This window comes from Actinoplanes derwentensis, from assembly GCF_900104725.1.
Taxonomy (GTDB): domain Bacteria; phylum Actinomycetota; class Actinomycetes; order Mycobacteriales; family Micromonosporaceae; genus Actinoplanes; species Actinoplanes derwentensis.
Genome location: NZ_LT629758.1, coordinates 5,619,369 through 5,640,214 on the forward strand (window position 1 = coordinate 5,619,369; position 20,846 = coordinate 5,640,214).

Annotated in this window: 19 protein-coding genes; 8 read left to right on the plus strand and 11 right to left on the minus strand. The window is 70.4% G+C overall.

Features of this window, described 5'->3' with window-relative positions; all coding sequences use genetic code 11:
* Positions 1-19: 19 nt before the first annotated feature.
* A complete protein-coding gene (trpC, locus tag BLU81_RS24705) occupies positions 20-883 on the minus strand; it encodes an indole-3-glycerol phosphate synthase TrpC (protein WP_092546849.1) in 864 nt (287 codons plus the stop codon).
* Positions 884-1,197: 314 nt separating this feature from the next.
* Between trpC and BLU81_RS24710 the strand changes: the two genes are divergently transcribed.
* Positions 1,198-1,452, plus strand: a complete 255-nt coding sequence (locus tag BLU81_RS24710; protein ID WP_092546850.1) for a hypothetical protein — start codon at positions 1,198-1,200, stop codon at positions 1,450-1,452.
* Between the two features lie 37 nt (positions 1,453-1,489).
* Here BLU81_RS24710 and BLU81_RS24715 read toward each other — a convergent pair whose 3' ends face one another.
* Genes BLU81_RS24715 through hisI form a run of 3 tightly spaced genes read right to left on the minus strand, consistent with a single transcriptional unit; the run spans position 1,490 to position 3,893 of the window.
* On the minus strand, positions 1,490-2,017 hold the full coding sequence (locus tag BLU81_RS24715; protein ID WP_092546851.1) for a Trp biosynthesis-associated membrane protein: 528 nt from the start codon (positions 2,015-2,017) through the stop codon (positions 1,490-1,492).
* Entirely contained in the window at positions 2,014-3,519 is a 1,506-nt protein-coding gene (locus BLU81_RS24720) for an anthranilate synthase component I (protein WP_092546852.1), read from the minus strand. The genes BLU81_RS24715 and BLU81_RS24720 overlap by 4 nt, the downstream gene beginning before the upstream one ends.
* Positions 3,516-3,893: a phosphoribosyl-AMP cyclohydrolase gene (gene hisI / locus BLU81_RS24725; protein ID WP_092546853.1), complete on the minus strand. Its 378-nt coding sequence runs from the start codon at positions 3,891-3,893 to the stop codon at positions 3,516-3,518. The genes BLU81_RS24720 and hisI overlap by 4 nt, the downstream gene beginning before the upstream one ends.
* Before the next feature lie 207 nt (positions 3,894-4,100).
* Here hisI and BLU81_RS24730 point away from each other — a divergent pair, with 207 nt between their 5' ends.
* Positions 4,101-5,738 (plus strand): hypothetical protein, encoded by a 1,638-nt coding sequence (locus BLU81_RS24730; RefSeq protein WP_092546854.1) that lies wholly within the window; start codon positions 4,101-4,103, stop codon positions 5,736-5,738.
* 137 nt (positions 5,739-5,875) lie between these two features.
* Here the strand turns inward: BLU81_RS24730 and BLU81_RS24735 are convergent, their stop codons facing one another.
* Positions 5,876-6,610, minus strand: a complete 735-nt coding sequence (locus BLU81_RS24735) for a DUF2470 domain-containing protein (protein ID WP_092557592.1) — start codon at positions 6,608-6,610, stop codon at positions 5,876-5,878.
* A 70-nt stretch (positions 6,611-6,680) separates the two neighbouring features.
* Between BLU81_RS24735 and rpsD the strand changes: the two genes are divergently transcribed.
* Positions 6,681-7,289 (plus strand): 30S ribosomal protein S4, encoded by a 609-nt coding sequence (gene rpsD, locus BLU81_RS24740; RefSeq protein WP_092546855.1) that lies wholly within the window; start codon positions 6,681-6,683, stop codon positions 7,287-7,289.
* Between the two features lie 104 nt (positions 7,290-7,393).
* Here rpsD and BLU81_RS24745 read toward each other — a convergent pair whose 3' ends face one another.
* Together BLU81_RS24745 and BLU81_RS24750 are read right to left on the minus strand one after the other, a co-directional pair.
* Complete coding sequence (locus BLU81_RS24745) at positions 7,394-9,136, minus strand: ABC transporter ATP-binding protein (protein WP_092557593.1); 1,743 nt, start codon at positions 9,134-9,136, stop codon at positions 7,394-7,396.
* A 14-nt stretch (positions 9,137-9,150) separates the two neighbouring features.
* Complete coding sequence (locus tag BLU81_RS24750; RefSeq protein ID WP_172890826.1) at positions 9,151-10,890, minus strand: ABC transporter ATP-binding protein; 1,740 nt, start codon at positions 10,888-10,890, stop codon at positions 9,151-9,153.
* A gap of 142 nt (positions 10,891-11,032) precedes the next feature.
* On the opposite strand from BLU81_RS24750, the gene BLU81_RS24755 reads away from it, so the two are divergent.
* Together BLU81_RS24755 and BLU81_RS24760 are read left to right on the plus strand one after the other, a co-directional pair.
* Entirely contained in the window at positions 11,033-11,659 is a 627-nt protein-coding gene (locus tag BLU81_RS24755) for a TIGR03085 family metal-binding protein (RefSeq protein ID WP_092546857.1), read from the plus strand.
* Between the two features lie 66 nt (positions 11,660-11,725).
* Complete coding sequence (locus BLU81_RS24760; RefSeq protein ID WP_092546858.1) at positions 11,726-13,027, plus strand: APC family permease; 1,302 nt, start codon at positions 11,726-11,728, stop codon at positions 13,025-13,027.
* Here the strand turns inward: BLU81_RS24760 and BLU81_RS24765 are convergent.
* Together BLU81_RS24765 and BLU81_RS52125 are read right to left on the minus strand one after the other, a co-directional pair.
* Positions 12,935-13,648: an aminotransferase-like domain-containing protein gene (locus BLU81_RS24765; protein ID WP_231954814.1), complete on the minus strand. Its 714-nt coding sequence runs from the start codon at positions 13,646-13,648 to the stop codon at positions 12,935-12,937. The genes BLU81_RS24760 and BLU81_RS24765 overlap by 93 nt on opposite strands.
* Complete coding sequence (locus BLU81_RS52125) at positions 13,530-13,961, minus strand: GntR family transcriptional regulator (protein WP_373873380.1); 432 nt, start codon at positions 13,959-13,961, stop codon at positions 13,530-13,532. The genes BLU81_RS24765 and BLU81_RS52125 overlap by 119 nt, the downstream gene beginning before the upstream one ends.
* A 42-nt stretch (positions 13,962-14,003) precedes the next feature.
* Here BLU81_RS52125 and BLU81_RS24775 point away from each other — a divergent pair, with 42 nt between their 5' ends.
* The 3 genes from BLU81_RS24775 to BLU81_RS24785 all read left to right on the plus strand — a co-directional run bounded on the left by BLU81_RS24775 (position 14,004) and on the right by BLU81_RS24785 (position 17,970).
* Positions 14,004-15,827 (plus strand): AMP-dependent synthetase/ligase, encoded by a 1,824-nt coding sequence (locus BLU81_RS24775; protein ID WP_092546860.1) that lies wholly within the window; start codon positions 14,004-14,006, stop codon positions 15,825-15,827.
* Between the two features lie 368 nt (positions 15,828-16,195).
* Positions 16,196-16,639, plus strand: a complete 444-nt coding sequence (locus tag BLU81_RS24780; RefSeq protein ID WP_092546861.1) for a hypothetical protein — start codon at positions 16,196-16,198, stop codon at positions 16,637-16,639.
* A 287-nt stretch (positions 16,640-16,926) separates the two neighbouring features.
* Positions 16,927-17,970, plus strand: coding sequence for an ISAs1 family transposase (locus BLU81_RS24785; protein ID WP_092546862.1), 1,044 nt, complete (start codon positions 16,927-16,929; stop codon positions 17,968-17,970).
* 403 nt (positions 17,971-18,373) lie between these two features.
* Here the strand turns inward: BLU81_RS24785 and BLU81_RS48560 are convergent, their stop codons facing one another.
* Both BLU81_RS48560 and yczR read right to left on the minus strand, forming a co-directional pair.
* The gene (locus BLU81_RS48560; RefSeq protein WP_157751780.1) at positions 18,374-18,544 is read right to left on the minus strand and encodes a hypothetical protein; all 171 of its coding nucleotides are present in this window, start codon (positions 18,542-18,544) and stop codon (positions 18,374-18,376) included.
* Between the two features lie 830 nt (positions 18,545-19,374).
* Positions 19,375-20,826, minus strand: coding sequence for a MocR-like transcription factor YczR (yczR, locus tag BLU81_RS24795; protein ID WP_092546864.1), 1,452 nt, complete (start codon positions 20,824-20,826; stop codon positions 19,375-19,377).
* Between the last annotated feature and the right edge of the window lie 20 nt (positions 20,827-20,846).

Sequence of the window (20,846 nt, forward strand, 5' to 3'; positions counted from 1 at the left end):
TTTTCCATATGCACAGCGCTCATCGCACCGGCCTCGGTGTCGCGGGGTGGTTACCGGCGTTGACCAGTTCGGCCACCGCGTCACGCGGCGACTTCTGAGTCACCAGGCCCTCGCCGACCAGCACCGCGTCGGCACCGGCCGACGCGTAACGGATCAGATCGTGCGGGCCGCGCACCCCGGACTCGGCGATCTTCACGACGCTCTGCGGCAGCCCGGGCGCGATGCGCTCGAAGACCGACCGGTCCACCTCGAGCGTGCGCAGGTCGCGGGCGTTGACCCCGATGACCTTCGCGTTCGCTTCCAGTGCCCGGTCCGCCTCCTCCTCGTTGTGCACCTCGACGAGGGCTGTCATGCCCAGCGACTCGATGCGCTCCAGGAGGCCGACCAGAACGTTCTGCTCCAGCGCCGCCACGATCAGCAGCACCATGTCCGCGCCGTGGGCGCGGGCCTCGTGCACCTGATAGCTGGAGACCACGAAGTCCTTGCGCAGCACCGGGATCTTCACCGAGGCGCGCACCGCGGCCAGATCGTCCAGCGAGCCGCCGAACCAGCGGCCCTCGGTGAGCACGCTGATGCAGCGGGCTCCGCCGGCCGCGTACTCCCCGGCCAGTTCGGCCGGGTCGGGGATGTCGGCAATCGCGCCCTTGGACGGTGATGCTCGTTTGACCTCGGCGATCACCGCCACCCCGGGCTTACGCAGAGCCGCGTAGGCATCGATCGCCGGTGGGGCCGCTGCCGCGAGCTCCCGCACCTTCTCCAGCGGCAGAGCCGCTTGCCGTACTGCTACGTCTTCACGAACGCCGGCGAGGATCTCCTCGAGGACGTTCTGCGAAGCCGCGCGCGCGGGACCGCCACTGCCCGCTTCCGCCTGTTCGGATGTCACCTAATGACTCCCCTCTCCGGGTGTCTTCGGCCTGATGCTAGGAGGTGACACTGGGTGACGGCCTCCTGGGGGTATGGCGCGCCTCACGGAATGGACTGCGGCATAATGCCAGGCTGCCCGCCGCGAATGTCTCGTCGCTCACACCGGGCTGAGGCCGTGCACCGCGTTGTGCAGGCACTCTTCCCCCGTTCGGGGGATGGCTCGGCACGGTGACATGAGTGTCACCGTGCGGAAATAGGGCTCCACCATCATGTGACTCGGGCAAACTTGTCCCGGACGACGTCAGCCACCGGACGATGATGGGGAGTCGACCCATGGCCACCGAGTTACTCCAGCCGATGAACTTCGCCGCTGTCTCCCGGGTCCTCGTCTCGGTCGCGGCCGAGGTCGCCACCGGCGTTCAGCGCGCCGTCGTCGGCCCCGGCAACGTGCGGACCGCCCGCGAGAACGCGTGGGACGCCATCCAGGCCGACCGGGCCCGTGCGGCGGCCCGCGCCGAGACGGCTCGTGCCGTGGCGGCACTGATCAGCTCGCACCCGAACCGGAAACGGCTCGCCAGCACCCACTGATCGACCGATACCCGCCGGGGCCCGGCCGAAACCGGGCTCAGCGGGTCGGATCCTCACCGCGGTCCAGGGCGTCCCAGAAGGCGCGGCTGTCGGGCACGCTCTGCGGCTGGACCGGGGCTTCCGCGACCGGTTCGGCCGGGGGTCTGCGTTCGTAGCGCGACGACATCGCCGCCCAGCGGTGACCGTGCCGCGCCGCCAGGACACCGCCGACCGCCACCACCACCCCACCGAGGACGGTCACCACCGGCCAGACCGGGTCCGGGCCGGCCGTGACCCAGGCCAGCACCGCGCCCACCCCGATTCCCGTGCCGAGAAGGCTCAGGAACCCGCCCAGCACCCGCCGGGCCAGGCCCCGGGTGGCCAGCAGCGCACCGGCCCCGGCCAGCGCGGTCAGGGCCAGCCCGATCAGCCACGGCTGCACCTCGGCGCCGGTCCGCACGGTCCGCAGATCGGTGAGACCGGGCCGGGTCTCCACTTCGACCACCCAGATCCGGGTCACCGCGAACAGCGCCGCCCCCGCCCCGGCCAGGCAGAACAGGACGGCGGCGAGCGGGCCGCGTCTCATCGGGCGGCGCGCAGGGTCTCCGCGGAGGCGATCGCGGCGAGTACCGCGGCGGCCTTGTTCCGGGTCTCCTGCTCCTCCGCGACCGGATCCGAGTCGGCCACGATGCCCGCGCCCGCGCCGACGTAGGCGACACCGTCCTTGAGCAGCGCGGTCCGGATGGCGATCGCCATGTCCATGTCGCCGGCGAAGCCGAAGTAGCCGACCGTGCCGCCGTACAGGCCGCGCCGGGTCGGTTCCAACTGCTCGATGATCTCCATGGCCCGGACCTTCGGGGCGCCGGACAGGGTGCCGGCCGGGAAGGTCGCGGCCAGCGCGTCGAACGCCGACTGGTCCTCGCGCAACCGGCCGGTCACCGTCGACACGATGTGCATGACGTGGCTGTACCGCTCGATCCGGGCGAACTCCGGCACTTCCACCGAACCCGGCGCGCACACCCGGCCCAGGTCGTTGCGGCCCAGGTCGACGAGCATCACGTGTTCGGAACGTTCCTTCGGGTCGGCGAGCAGTTCGGCGGCGAGCGCGTTGTCCTGCTCCGGGGTGGCGCCCCGCCAGCGGGTGCCGGCGATCGGGTGCAGCAGCGCCGTCCGGTTCGCATTGACCTTGAGGTGCGCCTCCGGCGAGGAGCCGACGATGTCGAAGTCGTCGAACCGCAGCAGGTACATGTACGGGCTCGGGTTGGTGGCCCGCAGCACCCGGTAGACGTCGAGGGCGTTGGCGTCGGTCGGCCGTTCGAACCGCTGCGCCACCACGATCTGGAAACACTCGCCGGCCCGGATCGCCTCCTTGGCCTCCTCCACGGCTTTCTGATATTCCCCCGGAAGAGTGCGGCTGACCGGCTCACCGGCCGGTCGACGGTCCACCGTGGAGACCATCGGCGGCGTCGGCCGGGACAGTGCCGTGGTCATCGCGTCGAGACGACCGACGGCCTGGTGGTACGCGGCCCGGCGGGCCCCGTCGTCGGCCCCCTCGTCGAGCACCGCGTTGGCCACCAGCAGCGCCGAACCCTCGTGGTGGTCCAGGACCACCAGGTCGGTGGCGAGCATCATGCCCAGTTCGGGCAGGCGCAGGTCGTCGACGGTGGTGGACGGCAGCTTCTCGAACCGGCGGACCAGGTCGTAGCTCAGATAGCCGACCATCCCCCCGGTCAGCGGCGGCAGGCTCTCGTCGGGCACCCCGCCGGTCAGGGCGGCCACCGTCTCGCGCAGCGCCATCACCGGGTCGCCGGTCAGCGGCACCCCCTCCGGCGGGGTGCCCAGCCAGGTGGCCGCGCCGTCCCGCTCGACCAGGGTGGCGAGGCTGCGGACGCCGATGAACGAGTACCGCGACCAGGCCAGCCCCTGTTCCGCCGACTCCAGCAGGAAGGTGCCGGGGCCACCGGCGAGTTTGGTGTAGACGCCGACCGGGGTCTCGCCGTCGGCCAGCAGCTTGCGGGTGACCGGGACGACCCGGCGCCGGGTGGCGACGAAACCGCCCTCGTCGGGGACTGTCGCGCCGCTGGTCACTTCGCCTCCAGCGAGAGAGCCACCGGGAGTTCGGTACTGAAACAGGTGTGCGTCCCGGTGTGGCAGGCCGCTCCCACCTGATCGACGGTGACCAGCAGCGCGTCGCCGTCACAGTCCAGGGCCACCGTGTGGACGTGCTGGAAGTGGCCGGAGGTGGCGCCCTTCACCCAGTACTCCCGGCGGCTGCGCGACCAGTACGTGGCGCGGCCGGTGGTCAGCGTGCGGTGCAGCGCCTCGTCGTCCATCCAGCCGAGCATCAGGACGTCGCCGGTCTCCCGCTCCTGCACGATCGCCGCGACGAGGCCGTCGGGGGTGCGCTTGAGCCGGTCGGCGATCGCCGGGTCCAGGGTGGTCTCTACATCGGGTACGGACACGCCGACGATTCTCCCCCATCACCCGGCGCGCTCCCAACGACCCGCTGGGGGCCCACGATCCGGTAACCGGGGGTGTGCTCCACGAGCGGTAGCGGTACCGTCGCCGAGAAGCGCGGTACGTGCCAGTCTGCCCGGTGCCCGCCGCCCGGTGTGCCCTCGACGGCACCGCGGCGGGTGCGACCTCGCGAACGGGATGGTGAACCCGAGATGGAGCCGACGTCCAGCCCCGACAACGCCCGGCCCTCCCCCGGCCTGTCCCGGTTCTGGCAGGTCCTCCCCGAGCCGGATCTGCCCGAACCGGCCGAGACCCCCGCCGACCTGCTGCCCGGCTCCCCGCTCGGCACCTTCCGCAGTCACCCGATCCCGCCGCTGGCCCCGATCTCGTCGAGTTCGCGCCACCCGTCCGGAGCCGATCCGTTCGGGCTGAACCGGGCACCCGCCGCGAGCCGGCGCAACCCCGCCCCGGTCCCCCCGGACACTGGCCGGGCGGCCCCGGAAGAGGACCGCGATACTGATCACTCGGTGCCTTCGGACGAGCTGCCCGGACCTTCTCAGGACGTACAGTCCCAGGAGCCCGAAGGCGGGCCCTTCGGAGGTTTCGGCCTCGGCGGGCGTACCGGCCGATTCGGGCCGAGTGAGCACCGTGACCAGGAGGGCGACTCCCCGGCCGATGCCGAGCCGGCCGCCGGGCCGGCGGATCGGAACCCGCCGGATTCCGGACGGGACGCCGCCGAGACGGCGGAAGACAGCGACGAGAACGGACGTGACGACATGAACGGACGGGCAGGGGCGCCCGGTTACGCGCAGACCGGTGAGGCCGGCCCGGAACCGGCGGGCGACGCGGCCGCGGAGCCGTCGGTTCCGGCTGAGCCGGCCCGCCCGGCCTCCGGCTGGGCTTCGGTGCCCGGTCAGGCCCAGCCGGTCACGCCGACGTCGGGCGGGCCGGTCTCCGGCGTGCCGGTGTCGCCGGCGTACGCGAACCCGTACTCGGTCGCCGACTTCACCCCGGATCACCCGGCCGGGAACCTCCAGCCGGTGTCCGCCCAGCCGGTGCAGGCCGTTCCGCTTCCCGCCGCGCACCAGCCGGAGCCGGCGGATCCGGCCGGCAGCGCGCCGGTGTCGCCGGCCGCGCCGGCCCCGGCGACGGTGCAGGCGTCGGTGCAGATCCCGGCGACCCGGCCGCCGGCGGACCCGATCGTCGAGCGGGCGCCGGAGGTTCCGGATTTCCCGGGTCTGCCGCCGGCCGCCGAGGGTGGCTACGGCTTCAACCCGACCGGCTACAACCTCGGACGCACCCCGGAGGCGTACGGTGTGGCATCGGTCACACCTGCTCCGGTCAGTGCGGTCCCGAAGCCGGCGTCGTTCCCGTCCCCGGTGGAGCAGACGCCGTCGTTCCCGCCTCCCGGGGAACAGTTCTCGTCCCTCGGGGAGACGTCGCTGACGATCGACGTCCCGGCGCGGCGTTCGGCCAGCCTGGAGGACGCCGAACCGGTGCGCCGGGCGAACCGGCGCAGCGCGCACGTGGAGGACTCGGCCCCCGCGGCGGCGGTGGAGACGGTGGCCGACGAGCCGCTGATCGGGCGGTCCGTCTGGGACGAGGACGCGGCCCGGCACTTCCGGGCGGCGTGGCACGAGGTGAAGGCGGAGTTCGTCGACGATCCGGTCACCGCGTTGACCCGGGCACACGACCTGCTCACCGACGCGGTGAACGAGCTGACCGAGGTGCTGCTCGCCGAGCGCGACGAGCTGGACCCGCTGCGCGGCACCGGCACTCCGGACACCGAGAGCATGCGGATGGCGATGCGCGGCTACCGGGAGTACCTGGAGCGGATCCTCTCGCTGTAATCCCCGTTACAGGGGGAAATTAGTGAGCCCTGCCACCCGCGGCACCGGGTGGCAGGGCAGAGGACGATATCCCGCGGCACGACGGCGGCAGAAGGTCGCCGCGGGATCCCGCCTCGAACAGGTGATCCTCTTTACTCTCAGGCGGCGCTGTCGCAGCACCTGCGGCAGAGGATCGGGTGGAGCAGGTGTGCCAGGTCGTGCCGGTCGGTGACCGGACGGGGGAAGGCGAGCCGGGCGGATCGGGTGCCCATCCGCACCATGAAGCCGTACCGGTCCATCCGGACTACCTTCGGATCGTCGTCCGGGAGGGCGTCCTTGCCCAGCTGACGGCGCACGTAGTCGCTCATCTCGGCCATGTGGTGATCGGCCAGATCGGCGATCAGATCGAACTCGACGGCGCGCAGCGGGTCGGGCGTGGCCTCGGCGTAAGCGTCCGGATCGACCTCGACGATCTTCTCGCTGCGCTCCCAGCGGACCTCGGCCACTTCCATGCGAAAGAGGGCCTGGCTCTCGCCGATGTCGAGCAAGTCGCCACAGGCGTCGGTGTCGGCGTAGTCTAGGGCCGCGGCCCGTGCGTCGTCTCCGTCAAGCTTCACAGCCCAGCCGGAAACCCACACGCGGCCGAGCGACGGGGATACCGCCATAGGCGGTACGTCCCGTATGTCCAGCACGAGGGCCGTGTCCTCGTTACCGTCCTGCGGGCGGAGCGCGGCCGAGAGGGTACCCTCGCTGGGCACTAACAAAAGCACGCGTCCCTGAGCATCGGTGACGTGCCGGACCGGGATCGGTCCGGGGCGGCATGCGATGTGAGCGACTGCGGGCAGGTGGCCGGCGGCAAGCGTACGTGCGATCTCGGCGGGACTGGGTTGCATGACGAGCACCTCCGGGCACCGGTTAGGCTTACCTAAGTTAGGCAAGGCTTACCGTAACAGGAGATCGCAGTTGAACAACTCCCGACCCAAGGCGAAGCTCTCGCGCGCCCTCGGAATTCCTCTGACGCGTAAGTGCGTCAAGTACTTCGAGCGCCGCCCGTTCCCGCCGGGCGTGCACGGCCGTGGACGCCGCAAGAGCTCGGACTACCAGGTCCGACTGCTGGAGAAGCAACGCCTTCGCCACCAGTACAACATCAGTGAGGTCCAGATGCGGGCGGCTTACGACGCCGCCCACAAGGCCGAGGGCAAGACCGGCGAGACGATGGTCACCCTCCTCGAGCGCCGCCTCGACGCCACCGTGTTCCGGGCCGGTTTCACCCGGACCATCTACCAGGCCCGCCAGCTCGTCGTGCACGGTCACTTCACCGTGGACGGCAAGAAGGTGGACCGCCCCGGTTACAAGCTGAAGCCGGGTCAGGTCATCGAGGTCAAGGAAACGTCCCGGCAGAAGCCGCCGTTCCAGATCGCGGCGACCGGCACGCACATCGACGGCCCGACCGCGCCGTACCTCTCCACGGTTCTGGAGGACCTGCGCAGCACGGTGATCCGTGCCCCGCAGCGTTCCGAGGTTCCGGTGCTCTGCGACGAGCAGCTGGTCGTCGAGTACTACGCCCGATAAGTAGCAGGCTCTTGAATCGCTGAAATGGCGGGCCTCTCGCAGCGGTCACGGCTGACCGCGGCCGCTGCGAGCGACTTGCTTATCTCACCGGCGAACGTTGCCGGTCAGCGCGTTTGCTCCAACCAGCTGGCGTAGAGCTTGGCGTAGATCGAACCCTCCTCGGAGACGAGACGGGAGTGCGGGCCGCGTTGTACAACGCGGCCCGCTTCTACGACTATCACCTCGTCCGCGGCCTCGGCCGTGGAGAGACGGTGCGCGATCGCGACAGTGGTCCGGCCCCGGGTCACCCGGTCGAGGGCCCATTGCAGGCGCACCTCGGTGGCCGGGTCCACCGCACTGGTGGCCTCGTCCAGCACGAGCAGGTCCGGATCGGCGACGTACGCCCGGACCAGCGCCACCAACTGCCGCTCCCCCACACTGAGCGCCTCGCCGCGTTCCCCCACCGGTGTCTCCAGCCCGGCGGGCAGACCGGCCAGCCAGTCCCCCAGCCCCAGCTCGGTGAACGCGTCCCGCAACTGATCGTCGGTGAGGGCCGGCTCGGCGAACCGGATGTTCTCGGCGATCGTCGCGTCGAACAGGAACCCGTCCTGCGGCACCATCACCACCCGCGACCGCAGCGACGAGAACCGCACGTCGGTCAGCGCCACCCCGGACAGCAGCACCCGCCCCTGCGCCGGGTCCATCAGCCGGGTCAGCAGTTTCGCGAACGTGGTCTTGCCGCTGCCGGTCTCGCCGACCACCGCGTACTTACCGGTGGCGTCCAGGGTCAGGTCCACCTCGGCCAGCACGACCGGGCCGCCCGGATAGCGGAACGACACCTGATCGAAGCGCACCGACAGCGGTCCGGCGGGCAGTTCCACACCCCGGTCGTCGGGGTCGGCCACATCCGGTTCCACATCGAGCACGTCCAGGATGCGCCGCCAGCCGGCCACCGCGTTCTGCGCCTCGTTGAGCTGTTCGGTGGCGATCTGCACCGGCTGGATGAAGAGCGTCACCAGGAACAGGAAGGCGGTCAGCCGGCCCACCGTCATCCCGCCGTCGGCACCGAGCAGGACACCCACCACGACCACCCCGGACAGGGCCAGCCCGGCCGCGATCTCGCCGCTGGAGAAGCTGGTCACGCTGGCCCGGATGGCCCGTTGCTGGGCCTGCCGCAGGTCGTCGATCGCGGTGTCGAGGCGGGCGCCGGTGCGACCGGACACCCCGTACGCCCGGATCACCGTGGCTCCCACCACGCTCTCGGCGATGGCCCCGAGCATCGTCCCGCTGCGTTCCCGGACCGTCCGGTAGACGGCCGCCAGCCGCTTCTGGAACAGCCGGATCACCCCGATCGCCGGGGCGAAGGCGAGCAGTACCACCAGGGTGAGCTGCCACGAGTAGACGAACATCACCACCGTGGAGACGATCAGCTGACCGGCCGAGAGCAGCAGCTGCACCCCGCCGGTCTGCAGGAACTGGGAGATCTGGTCCACGTCCCCGGTCACCCGGGACACCATCGAGCCCCGCCGTTCGGACTGCTGGTGCAGCATCGACAGGTCGTGGATGTGCCGGAAGGTCCGCGACCGGATGCCACTGAGGGCGTTCTCGCTGACGGTGAACAGCCGCCGGGTCATCAGGTAGCCGCAGAACGTGGAGACCACCAGCCCGAGCAGGGTCAGCCCGACGACCCCGAGGACGATCCGCGGGTTCGGGCCGCCGGGGCCGTTGATGCCGTGGTCGATGCCCTGCTGCACGGCGACCGGCACGGACACCCGGCCGGCCATCTGCAGGATCGCCAGGCCGAGGGTGCCGGCCAGCCCGGTACGCAGTTCCGGCGAGAGCGACAGGCCACGCCGGAGGGTGGCCATCGTGCCGACGTCGTTCACAAGCCTTCTTTCTCGTACGCGGTGACCAGGTCGCGGTAACCCGGCTGGGACCGCATCAACTCGGTGTGGGTACCGGTCGCCACCACGCGCCCCCGATGCAGGTAGACCACCTCGTCGGCGAGCGCGATACTGGCCCGCCGGTAGGCCACCACCAGCAGCGACGTGCCCGACTCGCGCAGCGCGCCGAGGATCGCCGCCTCCACCCGCGGGTCGACGGCGCTGGTGGCGTCGTCGAGGACCAGCAGCCGGGGGTTCCCGGCCAGCGCGCGGGCCAGGGTGAGCCGCTGCCGCTGCCCTCCGGACAGTGACGTGCCCCGTTCCCCGACCGCGGTGTCGATCTTCTCGGGCAACCCGTGGACGAACTTCGAGGCCTGGGCCAGCTCGACGGCCGCCCAGACCCGCTCGTCGTCGATACCGGGCCGGTCCAGGGCGATGTTGCCGCGGACGGTGTCGTCGAAGACGAACGGCACCTGCGGGACCAGCGCGGTCGCACCGGCCAGGGCGGCCCCGGAAAGGTCGGGCAGTTTCACCCCGTCGGCGGACACACCACCGGAGTCCGGGTCGATCAGCCGCACGGCCAGCGCGGCGATCGTGGACTTACCGGAGCCGGTGGCGCCGACCAGGGCCACCGTGCGCCCGGCCGGGACGGTGAACGTCACGTCGGAGAGCACCGGCGGGCCGTCGGCGTAGCGGTAGCCGACCCGGTCGAACCGCAACTCGGCCGGGCCGTCGCCGGGCAGGTCACCGGTGCCGTAGGCCAGGTCACCCTCGGCCGTCAGCACCGCCTGCACCCGGTCCCAGCCGGCCACACTGCGCGGCAGTTCGCCGATCACCCAGCCGATCGCCCGCACCGGGAACGCCAGCACGGTGAACAGGAACGCCACACTGACCACCTCGGTCACGGTGACCGCCCCGGCCTGCAGCCGCCAAGTGCCGAGCAGCAGCACCGCCAGGGTGCCGACGCTGGGCAGACTCTCCATCAGCGGGTCGAAGACACCGCGGAGCCGGCCGACGGCGACCAGCGCGTCCCGCAGTTCGGTGACGTGCACCCCGAACCGGCGGGACTCGTCGGCCTCCCGGCCCATCGTCTTGACCACGAGCGCCCCGTCGAAGCTCTCGTGCGCGACCGCGGCCACCTTGGCCCGCATCCGCTGGGCGCGGATCTGCCGGGGCGACATCCGCCGCGAATAGAAGTAGTTGAGCGCGAACAATGCCGGGAACAGCGCCACCCCGATCAGGGCGAGGGCCCAGTCGACGGCGAAGAGCGAGGCCATCGCCCCGACGATCATCACGATCGTGCCGACCGCGAACGGCAGCGGCGCGATCGGCGCGAACGAGGCCTCCACGTCGGAACTGGCGTTGGAGAGCAATTCTCCGGTGGCGTTGCGCTGATGCCATGCCGGCGGCAGCGACAGATAGCGGCGGGTCACCGCGCGCCGATAGCGGGCCTGCAGCCGGAACTGCATGAACCCGGCGGCCAGACGGCGGGCGAAGATGCTCGCCACCCGCAGACCGCTGATCCCCAGCAGAACCGCGACGACCAGCGCGAGACCGGCCGAACTGACCCGGTCCTCGGTGAACGCGGGCACCACCACCCGGCCGATCACGGCCCCTACGACATACGAGTTCGCAACGATGAGGAGACCGAAGAGACTGCTTCCCAAGGCGCTGACGATGAAGAGCCGAGGCTCCGTCCGGATCGCCTGGCCGAGCACTCGCAGTCCCCGTCCCAGCACTTCATTGCCGGTACTGCTGCTCACATTACCTACCTGCCTGGTAAGCATTCGTCGGCTTTCCCGACCTTACTGTCCTATCCTTCCCCATTCACATGGTCGTTTACATCGTGGCCACGATTACATCGAGGCCTACCATCGAGTGATGACCAACCACGCCCGCGCCGAACGGGACCTGCTCGCCGACCTGCTACTGCGTGAGGGCCCGGACGCGCCGACGCTGTGCGAGGGGTGGACCACCCGTGACCTGGCCGCACACATCGTGGTCCGCGAGCGCCGGCCCGACTCGGCGATCGGGATGCTGGTCAAACCACTGGCGGCGCACGGGGAGCGGGTCCGCCTGGCGCGCGCCACCCTGCCGTACAACGAATTGATCTCGCAGTTGCGGCGACCGCCCGTCTGGAGCCCGGTCAGCAACCCGGTGGTGGAACCGCTCACCAACACCATGGAGTTCTTCATCCACCACGAGGACGTCCGGCGCGGCCCCGGCGACTGGCAGCCCCGCCTGCTGGACCAGGAGTTCGAGGCCGCGCTCTGGAGCAACGTCAAGCTGATCGCCCGGACCTCGCTGCGCCGCCTCGGCATCACCGCCGCGATCGATCCGGCCGGTCTCCCGCCGATCCGCAACAGCGCCGACCCGCAGGTCCGGATCAGTGGCGACGCCGGTGAGCTGGCGCTGTTCTTCTTCGGCCGCCAGCGGGCCACCCGGGTCACCGTCGAGGGCCCGGCCGAGGTGGTCGAACGGCTGCGCACCGCCCGCCCGGGGATCTGAATCGGCCCGACCGAACCGGCCGGAATTGGCTCGCCGCGTGGTCCGATCGGCCCCTAGGTTCGAGCCATGACCGCACGTACCGACCTGTCCGTCACCCAGGGCGCCGCGCTCTCCGTCGGCGCCGTCCTGGGCACCGGCCTGATCTCGCTGCCCGCGCTCGCCGCCGATGCCGCCGGGCCCGCCTCGCTGGTGGCCTGGCTCGCCCTGATCGTGCTCTCCGCGCCGCTGGCCTGGACGTTCGCCGCGCTCGGCGCCCGCTACCCGGACGGCGGCGGCGTCTCCACCTACGCCGGGATGGCGTTCGGCCCGCGGGCGGCGGCCGCGGTCGGCTGGACCTTCTACTTCGCGGTCCCGCTCGGCGCCCCGGTCGCGGTCGGTTTCACCGGCGGGTACGTGTCCGACGTCCTCGGTGGCGGCCGGGCCACCGAACTGGCCACCTTCGTCGCGATCGTCGGTACCGCGTACGTGCTGAACTGGTTCGGTCTGCGCGTCTCCGGCCGGGTGCAGGTGGGCCTGTCGATCGCGCTCGCGACGATGCTGGTCGTCACGGTGATCGCCGCCCTGCCGCACGCCGACTGGGACAACCTGACCCCGTTCGCCCCGCACGGCTGGACCGGGATCGGCGCCGCCGCGGCCCTGCTGGTCTGGGGTTTCGCCGGCTGGGAGGCACTCTCCTCGCTCTCCGCCGAGTACCGCGACCCGCGCCGCGACGTGCCCCGCGCCACCCTGATCGCGGTCGCCGTCGTCGGCGTGCTCTACCTGGCCGTGGCGGCGGTCAGCGTGCTCGCCCTCGGCCCGGCCCTGGCCGGCAGCCGTGCCCCGCTCGCCGACCTGCTCGCCATCGGCCTCGGCGGGCCGGTCCGGCTGCTCACCGCCGTGATCGCGGTGGTGCTCACGATGGGCGCGGTGAACGCCTACTTCGCCGGGTCCAGCCGGCTCGGCGCGGCCCTGGCCCGGGAGGGTTCACTGCCGCGAGTCCTCGGGACACAGCGCCGCTCGCTGAGCTTCATCCTGGTCGCGAGCATCGGCTCGGTGCTGCTGCCGCTCGACCTGCACACCGCCGCCCTGCTGACGACCGGCTGTTTCACCCTGGTCTACGTGATCGGCACAGCGGCCGCGCTGCGCCTGCTGCCCGGTACCGGCGCGCGGGCGGTCGCCGGGTTCGCGTTCGCCGCGGTGGTCGCGCTGCTCTGGCTCAACGGGTGGCCGGCCCTGCTCAGCCTGGTGATCGCCGGTGGCGCGCTGCTCTACCGGGCCTTCTCCACCAGGTCGCCGTCAGGCCGTCAGCCGGGCGAGCACGGCCAGGCCCTCCTCGATCCGGTCCGGGTCGACCGCACCGAACCCGACGACCAGCCCGTCCACCGCTGACTCTTCCCCGGTGTAGGCGGCCAGTTCCTCGACCCCGACACCCTGCCGCCTCGCCGCGGCCACCACCCGGCGCGAGGAGACCGGCAGCAGCGCCGTCATGTGCAGCCCGGCAGCGGTCGGGATGACGTCCAGCCCCGGAATCGCGGTGAGCGCCGCGGTCACCCGGGCATGCCGGTCGGCGTAGTCCCGGCCGGCCCGGTCCAGCGTGCACAGCGGCTCCAACGGCCGGGCCGAGAACCGGAACTCGCTGTCGTAGTCGTCCTCGACGATCGCCACCGGCCGGGTGCCCGCCCAGGCCAGCAGCTCCTGACGGCGGGCCAGGCTCATCGTGCGGCCCAGCGGGAACTGGTGCGACGGTGTCACGTACACCAGCCGGGCCCGGTCCGGCAGGTCCGCCACGACCAGGCCCTCGGCGTCGACGCGGACCCCGGCCACCTGTACGCCCATCGCGGTGAACAGCCGCCGGGCCGGCGGATAGCCGGGCTCCTCCACGGCCGCCACGTCACCGGGCCGCAACAGCACCCGGGAGATCAGGTCCAGGGCGTGCTGGGTGCCGTTGGTGACCACGACCACGACCTCGGCGGCGGCGGCGGCGGTCCGCACCGACCGGGAGAAGCCCAGGTAACGGGCGATTGCGGCCCGCAGCGCCGGATGACCGGCCGGATCGGCGTACGTCCCCGGCCACGCTCCCGCGGGAGATGCCCAGGCCGGCGGCGAGCACCCGGGTCGCGGGCAGCCGGTGCCCGGCTGGGACCCGGCCGTCCACGATGGCCGCGCGCAGCGCCCGGTACACGGCCGCCGTCCGCTCCCCCGACGGGTCGATGATCAGATCCACATCGCTCAAAGTAGTGCTCCGGCGACGCGAATCCGGGCACGAACTACGATGGAGTAGATCTAGCCCTGTTGCCGCACTGGCATTACTCTGCGGTAACACTTCAGTTACCTTCCCCCGTTGATGTTTAAGGCGGCGCCCGATATGGCTCTTCAGGTCCCTTACCGGTCGATCCCCGACATGTTCTTCCAGCGCGTGGCGAAGACGCCTGACGCTCGGGCGTTCGCCGGGCCGAACCCGACCGACACGGGCGCCGACTGGCTGACCTGGTCCCAGGTCGGCGAGCGGGTGAAGGCCATCGGCGCCGGCCTGCGGGAGCTGGGCGTCGGCGTGGAGGACCGGGTCGCGATCCTGTCCAACACCCGCCTCGAGTGGATCCTCGCCGACCTCGGCATCAACGTCGCCGGAGCGGCCGCGACCACGGTCTACCCGACCACCGAGCCGGAGGACACCGCGTTCATCGTGTCCGACTCCGGCTCCAAGATCCTGATCGCGGAGAACGCGAAGCAGGCCCTCAAGCTGGCCGGCACCGAAACCGCCGTCACCAAGGTCGTGCTGATCGACGGGCCCGCCGACGCCGGCGCCACCCCGCCCCAGATCACCCTCGCCGACCTGGAGAAACTCGGCGCCGACGCGCTGACCCGCGAGCCCGGCCTGATCGACGCCGTCACCGAGCAGCTCGGCCCGGACAACGTCGCCACCCTGATCTACACCTCCGGCACCACCGGCCGCCCCAAGGGTGTCGAGCTGCTGCACAAGGGCTGGACCTGGGAGGGCGTGGCACAGGAGGAGCTCGGCCTGTTCTCCCCGCAGGACCTGCACTACCTGTGGCTGCCGATGTCACACGCGTTCGGCAAGACGCTGCTCTGCGGCATCCTGCACGTCGGCGTGCCGACCTATGTCGACGGCCGCGTCGACAAGCTGATCGACCTGCTCTCGGTGATCAAGCCGACGCTGATGTGCGCCCCGCCGCGGATCTACGAGAAGGTCTACAACAAGACCGTCACGAGTGGCCTCTCCGGCACCGGCCTGAAGCCGAAGATCTTCAGCTGGGCGGTCGCCACCGGCAAGAAGCGCGTCGCGTTCCAGCAGGCCGGCAAGCCGGTCCCCGCAGGCCTGGCCCTGCAGTACTCGATCGCCGAGAAACTGGTCTTCAGCAAACTCCAGCAGAAGCTCGGCGGCAACATCAACGTCCTGGTCAGCGGTTCGGCCGCGCTCAGCAAGGACATCTCGGAGTTCTTCGCGGCGGCGAACCTGCCGATCCTGGAGGGCTACGGCATGACCGAGGCGTGCGCCGCCAACTTCGTCAACCGCAACGGCAAACTCAAGATCGGCTCGGTCGGCCAGGCCCTCGGTGACCTGGAGGTCCGCATCGACACCGACGGCGAGGTGCTGATGCGCGGCGCCCCCGTCATGCGCGGCTACCACAACCTGCCGGAAGCCACCGCCGAGGCGTTCACCGAAGACGGCTTCCTGCGCACCGGCGACATCGGCGAGCTGGACGCCAACGGCTACCTGAAGATCACCGACCGCAAGAAGGACCTGGTCAAGACGTCCGGCGGCAAGTTCGTAGCCCCGTCCGCGATCGAAGGCGCCTTCAAAGCGGTCTGCCCCTACACGTCACAGGCAGTGGTGATCGGCCAGAACCGCAACTTCGTGACGATGCTGATCGCCCTCGACGAGGAAGCGATCGTGACGTGGGCCGCCAGCGGCCCACTGGCCGGCAAGTCCTACGCCGAGATCATCGCCGCCCCCGAGACGAACGCCCTGGTCGAGGGCTACATCGCCGAACTGAACGCGAAGCTGAACCGCTGGGAGACGGTCAAGAAGTTCGCCATCCTCCCCCGCGACCTCACCATCGAGTCCGGCGAGATCACCCCGTCCATGAAGATCAAGCGCCGCAGCGTCGAAACCAACTTCGCCACCCACATCGACAAGATGTACGAGGGAAGCCTCGCCCAGATCTGACCCCTTCAAAGGCCGGCGAACCTCTCACGGTTCGCCGGCCGCACTCTTTCCCCACCACTTTCCGGTACGAGCCGACGAGCCCCGCAAATCGGCCGGTCCTGCCCCCACCACGCAAGCCGGGCGTCCCCTCCCGCTTTCCCCGCGACCGCCGGGCCGAATGCGTCCCTCACGGCCTGCACGCACCACCCCGGCAAAGACCTCACTCGGCACCCGATTTCGGCACGCTGCACATTCGTGCCACCGGCCTGACGCCGTCCGGCAGTCCCCCGCGGTCCCCGGCCCCTGCGGGGCGAGTGATCGCTGTCCGGCGGTCCCCGGCTTGCGTCCAGCGGTCCCCGGCTTGCGTCCGGCAGTCCTAGGCTGGGCGGATGACCGACGCTCCGCGATCGTTGGGACAGCGCAAGGCGGACACTCTCGCTCGGCTGGTGTCACCGGTGCTGGACGCCTGGGTGTCCACCGACGGGCCGAACCTGGTTCCACTCACCCTGGCCTGGTTCCAGGACCGCCTGGTCGCGGCCACCGACCGAACCACTCCCACCGCGAAGAGCCTGATCACCACCGGCCGCGCCCGCGTCGGCCTGGGCCCGACCCGCGACGTGGTGATGATCGACGCCGTACTGGACCGCTGGCTTCCGGTCACCGAAGCCCCGGAGATCGGCGACGCTTACGTTGCCCAGAACGACTGGGATCCCCGCACGGCCGGCCCGTCCTACATCTTCCTACTGCTCCACCCCACCCGAATCCAGGCTTGGCGAGAGGCGAACGAGATCCCCGGCCGAACCCTGATGCGCACCGGAACCTGGCTCACCTGACCATCCACACCGCCACGGCCGTTTCAAGATCGATAGTTGCGGTGAGTGATGGTGGCGGCTTCAGCGTGTCGGATATGGACGAAGCTCCGTTGAGACCAGGTCTTTCCACGGAACTGGTTCAAACGGAGCTTCGTCGTGCCGCAGTCTGTCATCCCCACCACCGATCCAGCATCGTCGGCGACCGTCGGCGAGGCCTCGTTCACGCCTTCGTGTCACGGTCTGCTGGAGTTGTTCCTCGCCGTTTCTGACGGCCGTTCGGACCAGGGCCGTGATCATCCGTCGCGGTCGTGCTCGCGCTGGTCGCGGCGGCCACGGTAGCCGGTTTGAAGGGCTACAGCGCGATGAGCGGCTGGGTCGCCGACGTGCCCTGCCACATCCTCGACGGCCTGTACACGCGGGCCGAAGCCCGCCCGGCAGGGCGGCCATCACGCTCGACACTCTGGCGGGTCTGCACCGACACCGACACCGATGTCCTGGACGCGGTGATCGCCGAGTGGACCACCACCCAGCAGACCGCCACCAGCACCGACACCCCGATCCAGGTGCGCCTGGACGGCAAGACCGTCCGCGGCGCCGTCGACATCGACGGTGAACAACTGCACCTGCTGTCCGCTCTGGCCGGCCCACCGCACCAGGGATCAGCGGCCGTCGTCATCGCCCAAGCGCCGACCGACGGCGCCAAGACCCGCGAACCGGCCACCGCCCGTGCCCTGCTCGAGTCTCTCGACCTACGCGACGTCACGGTCACCGCCGACGCCCTGCACACCGTCAAAGCCACCGCCGAACTCATCCACCAGCAGGGTGGCCACTTCGTCCTACCGGTCAAAGAGAACCGGCACGCCCTGTTCGACGCCCTCGACGCCCTGCCCTGGACCGACACTCCGATCGGCCACGAGAGCACTGACACCGGGCACGGCCGCACCACCCGCCGCACCATCCGGGTCCTACCCACTCCACCCGGCCTGCCGTTCCCGCACGTCAAACAGGTCTGGCTGATCGAACGCTACGTCACCCACAGCAACGGCAAACAGTCCGCAGCCGCACAACTCGGCGTCACCAGCCACCCCGCCGACCAAGCCGGACCCGCCGAACTGGCCGCGTTCAACCGCGGCCACTGGGCCATCGAAACCCTGCACTTCATCAGGGACACCTGCTACCGCGAGGACCACTCCCACGTCCGCACCCGCTCCGGACCCCGCGTCCTCGCATCGCTACGCAACCTCGCCATCAACGCCCTACGCCTGGCAGGCCGCACCGACATCACCGAAGCCACCCGCTGGGCCAACCGCGACATGACCAGGCCATTCACCATCCTCGGTCTCACCAGATGATGTTGAAACGACCGTGTCCACACCGCAGACACCCACGCGTCCCGGAATGGTTCAAATATCGGAAACATGACCGTCTTAATTGGCTTCCTAATGAGATCATCACGGTGGGCTGGCCGTTTCGCCAAGGAGCCGGTACGACAGTTCGGCACAAAATAATTCTTACAGTTTCCTGTTGGGAGCTGGGAGAATTCATGTATGAGTCAGCCAGCGTTGTTCAGCGTTGCCGGAATGCGCGACCGGACCAAGTCGAAGAACTACTGTCCGGACCGTGACGAGTTTCGCCGCGACCACGAAAGGCGTCGCGCTTGGGGACTTCAGCGCCGCCATACCGAGAAACTTCGCCGCATCCGCGAACGCGACTCCATGCCCCTGTCCCGCGAGGATCGGGAGTGGCTGGCTTCACTCACACCCCGGACGCCGCCCGCATCAACGCCACCGCAGGCTCCATCCGCGCCCACACCTCCCCAGACCCCGGCCGCACCTGAGCCACCGCGAGCTCCAGCCGCGCCCCCGGCACCGCCCCAGACTCCGGCAGCACCCGCACCACCACGAGCTCCGGCAGTATCTGAGCCAACCCGGGCCCTGGCCACATCCCTGCCGCCCCAGAATCCGGCCGCGCCTGCGCCGATGCCTCTGGCCTGTGATGCGGCAGTTGTTCAGTCGGGGATTGCGGCTGCGCCGGTGGTCTCGGTTCCGCGGGCTGGGGCTGCCGCTCGGCGAGGGCGGGGCGGCGGGGTGAGGGCAGATCGATTCCTTGTGCCTGGCTGCCCTCAGCTGGGAAAGTTGCTGCCTCGATCGGGTCGGGGTGGGTCTTTATTGAATGAATATGGTGCCGGTCGGACGTCGGTCACGGTGGCACTCGGCGCTTTTCCAGACGGCCGTGTCCGTGGCGGTCACCGTGCTATGGCCGGGGAACAACCATGCAAGTTTTGGCCGGATCTGTTGTGCTCTTCGCGTGTGATCCTGAGAATAGTGTGGCCGAAATCAATCGGACGTCGCAGTAGCCAGCATTCGGTAAGTATCGTCCGGCGAGTCGGCGTCTTCGCAATTCCTTACCGGGTCTCCGGGATTCGTTTTCTCACATCCGGAATTCGCCTCCATGCGCCGGTTAGAAATACGAATCATCGGCGTTGCGACGCCCGGATCCGGATCCGAGGGGGATCAGTTTCAGCCTGCCGGGCGCGCGGTGGCCTGAAAGGGGTGCATTCGCCCGGCGGGCGCGGGAGCGGGAGGGACGCATTCGGCCCGGCGGGGAGCGGGGTGACCGGGAGGGACGCATTCCGCCCGGCGGACGCGGGGTGACCGGGAGGGGGCGCCTGCCTCGCGCTGTAGGCACGGGCGGTGTCGCGTTGCGGGACCTGCGGCTCGTACCAGAAACCGGTTTGGGTTGGGGGTTTGTCTGGTTCAGGCGATTACTGCGGGGGTGCGCCAGGTCGGGCGGGGGGTGTGGTCCAGGTCGTGGCGGACTGAGGCTATGCGGCGGACTGCCTCGGTCAAATCGTCGGCGGGGAGGGTGAACGGGAGGCGCAGGAAGCGTTCCAGAGTGCCGTCCAAGCCGAAGCGGGGGCCGGGGGCCAGGCGGACGCCTACGTCTTCGGCGGCTCGGGACAGGGCGCTGGAGATGGGGCCGTCCAACTCAGCCCAGATGGTGACGCCGCCGCTGGGGATTACGAAGCGCCATTCGGGGAGTCGGGTGCGTAGCTCTTCGACCAGAGCGTCCCGGCGGAAACGTAGTTGGGCGCGGCGGGCCGCGACTATTTCGGTGGACTGGCGGAGCAGGTGGACGGCCACCAGCTGTTCCAGGACGGGGCTGGACATGTCCACACCGACTCGGATGGCGGCCAGGCGCTGGACCAAGGGGGCGGAGGCTCGGACCCAGCCGATGCGCAGGCCGCCCCAGTAGGGCTTGCTCATGCCGCCGATCGAGGTCACCCGGGAATGGCGGTCGAAGACGGCTACCGGTGGGGGCATCGGCTGGCCGTCCAGGGGTAGTTCCACGAAGGATTCGTCGACGATCAGTTCGGTGCCGGTGGAATGGGCGGTGGCTACCAGGCGTTCGCGCAGGTCGGCGGGCATCAGGTGGCCGGTCGGGTTGTGGAACTCGGGGATCAGGTAGGCGAGCCGTGGCCTGGTCTGGCGCAGTGCACCGAGGAGCATGTCGGCGTCCCAGCCGGATTCGATGTCGAGGCCGTTGGTGCTGATCCGGGCGCGGCGGGCCGCGAGCGCGGCCAGCGCGTTGGGGTAGGTGGGTGTCTCCACCAGGACCGGCGCGCCAGCCGGGACCGACAGTCGCAGCACCAGGTCGAGGGCCTGCTGGGTGCCGCTGGTGATGAGGATCTGCTCGCATGAGGTGGGCACGCCGCGGGCGGTGTACGCCTCGGCGACAGCGACCCGCAACTCGGACAAGCCGGTCGGGTGGTAACCGGCGCTGCCCAGGTAGCGGGGCAGGTCGTCGGCGGCGGCGCGGGCGGCCGGCACCAGTTCCACGGGGGCCGCGGACGCTGCCACCCCCAGGTCGAACTCGATGTCGTCGTCGGCGGTCCACAGGCCGGACGAGGCGACCCGGTGACCGTGCGGCAGCGTGGTCCAGCTGCCGGCGCCGCGGCGGCTGGTCAGGTGGCCGGTCTCCCGCAGCGCCCGGTAGGCGGCGGAGATGGTGGTGCGGCTGATCACGAGGGCTTCGGCGAGTTCCCGTTCGGCGGGCAGGCGCACACCGAGAGCGAGCCGGCCGTCGGTCAGCAGGCCACGGACGGCAGCGGCGAGAGCGGCGTAGTCGGGGCTGCGCCGGCGGCCGGGCAACGCGTGCCACCGACCCAGCAACCGGGCCAATTGCTCTCCACGCACCGACGTCGTCATAGCCACCTCCAGGCGATTGG

What these genes read in the sequence shown, in the direction of transcription:
- BLU81_RS24710 (WP_092546850.1), top strand. Translation starts at nt 1,198, where the DNA reads ATGGCCACCGAGTTACTCCAGCCGATGAACTTCGCCGCTGTCTCCCGG.
- BLU81_RS24715 (WP_092546851.1), bottom strand. Translation starts at nt 2,017, where the DNA reads ATGAGACGCGGCCCGCTCGCCGCCGTCCTGTTCTGCCTGGCCGGGGCG.
- BLU81_RS24730 (WP_092546854.1), top strand. Translation starts at nt 4,101, where the DNA reads ATGGAGCCGACGTCCAGCCCCGACAACGCCCGGCCCTCCCCCGGCCTG.
- BLU81_RS24735 (WP_092557592.1), bottom strand. Translation starts at nt 6,610, where the DNA reads ATGCAACCCAGTCCCGCCGAGATCGCACGTACGCTTGCCGCCGGCCAC.
- BLU81_RS24745 (WP_092557593.1), bottom strand. Translation starts at nt 9,136, where the DNA reads ATGGCCACCCTCCGGCGTGGCCTGTCGCTCTCGCCGGAACTGCGTACC.
- BLU81_RS24755 (WP_092546857.1), top strand. Translation starts at nt 11,033, where the DNA reads ATGACCAACCACGCCCGCGCCGAACGGGACCTGCTCGCCGACCTGCTA.
- BLU81_RS24760 (WP_092546858.1), top strand. Translation starts at nt 11,726, where the DNA reads ATGACCGCACGTACCGACCTGTCCGTCACCCAGGGCGCCGCGCTCTCC.
- BLU81_RS24775 (WP_092546860.1), top strand. Translation starts at nt 14,004, where the DNA reads ATGGCTCTTCAGGTCCCTTACCGGTCGATCCCCGACATGTTCTTCCAG.
- BLU81_RS24780 (WP_092546861.1), top strand. Translation starts at nt 16,196, where the DNA reads ATGACCGACGCTCCGCGATCGTTGGGACAGCGCAAGGCGGACACTCTC.
- yczR (WP_092546864.1), bottom strand. Translation starts at nt 20,826, where the DNA reads ATGACGACGTCGGTGCGTGGAGAGCAATTGGCCCGGTTGCTGGGTCGG.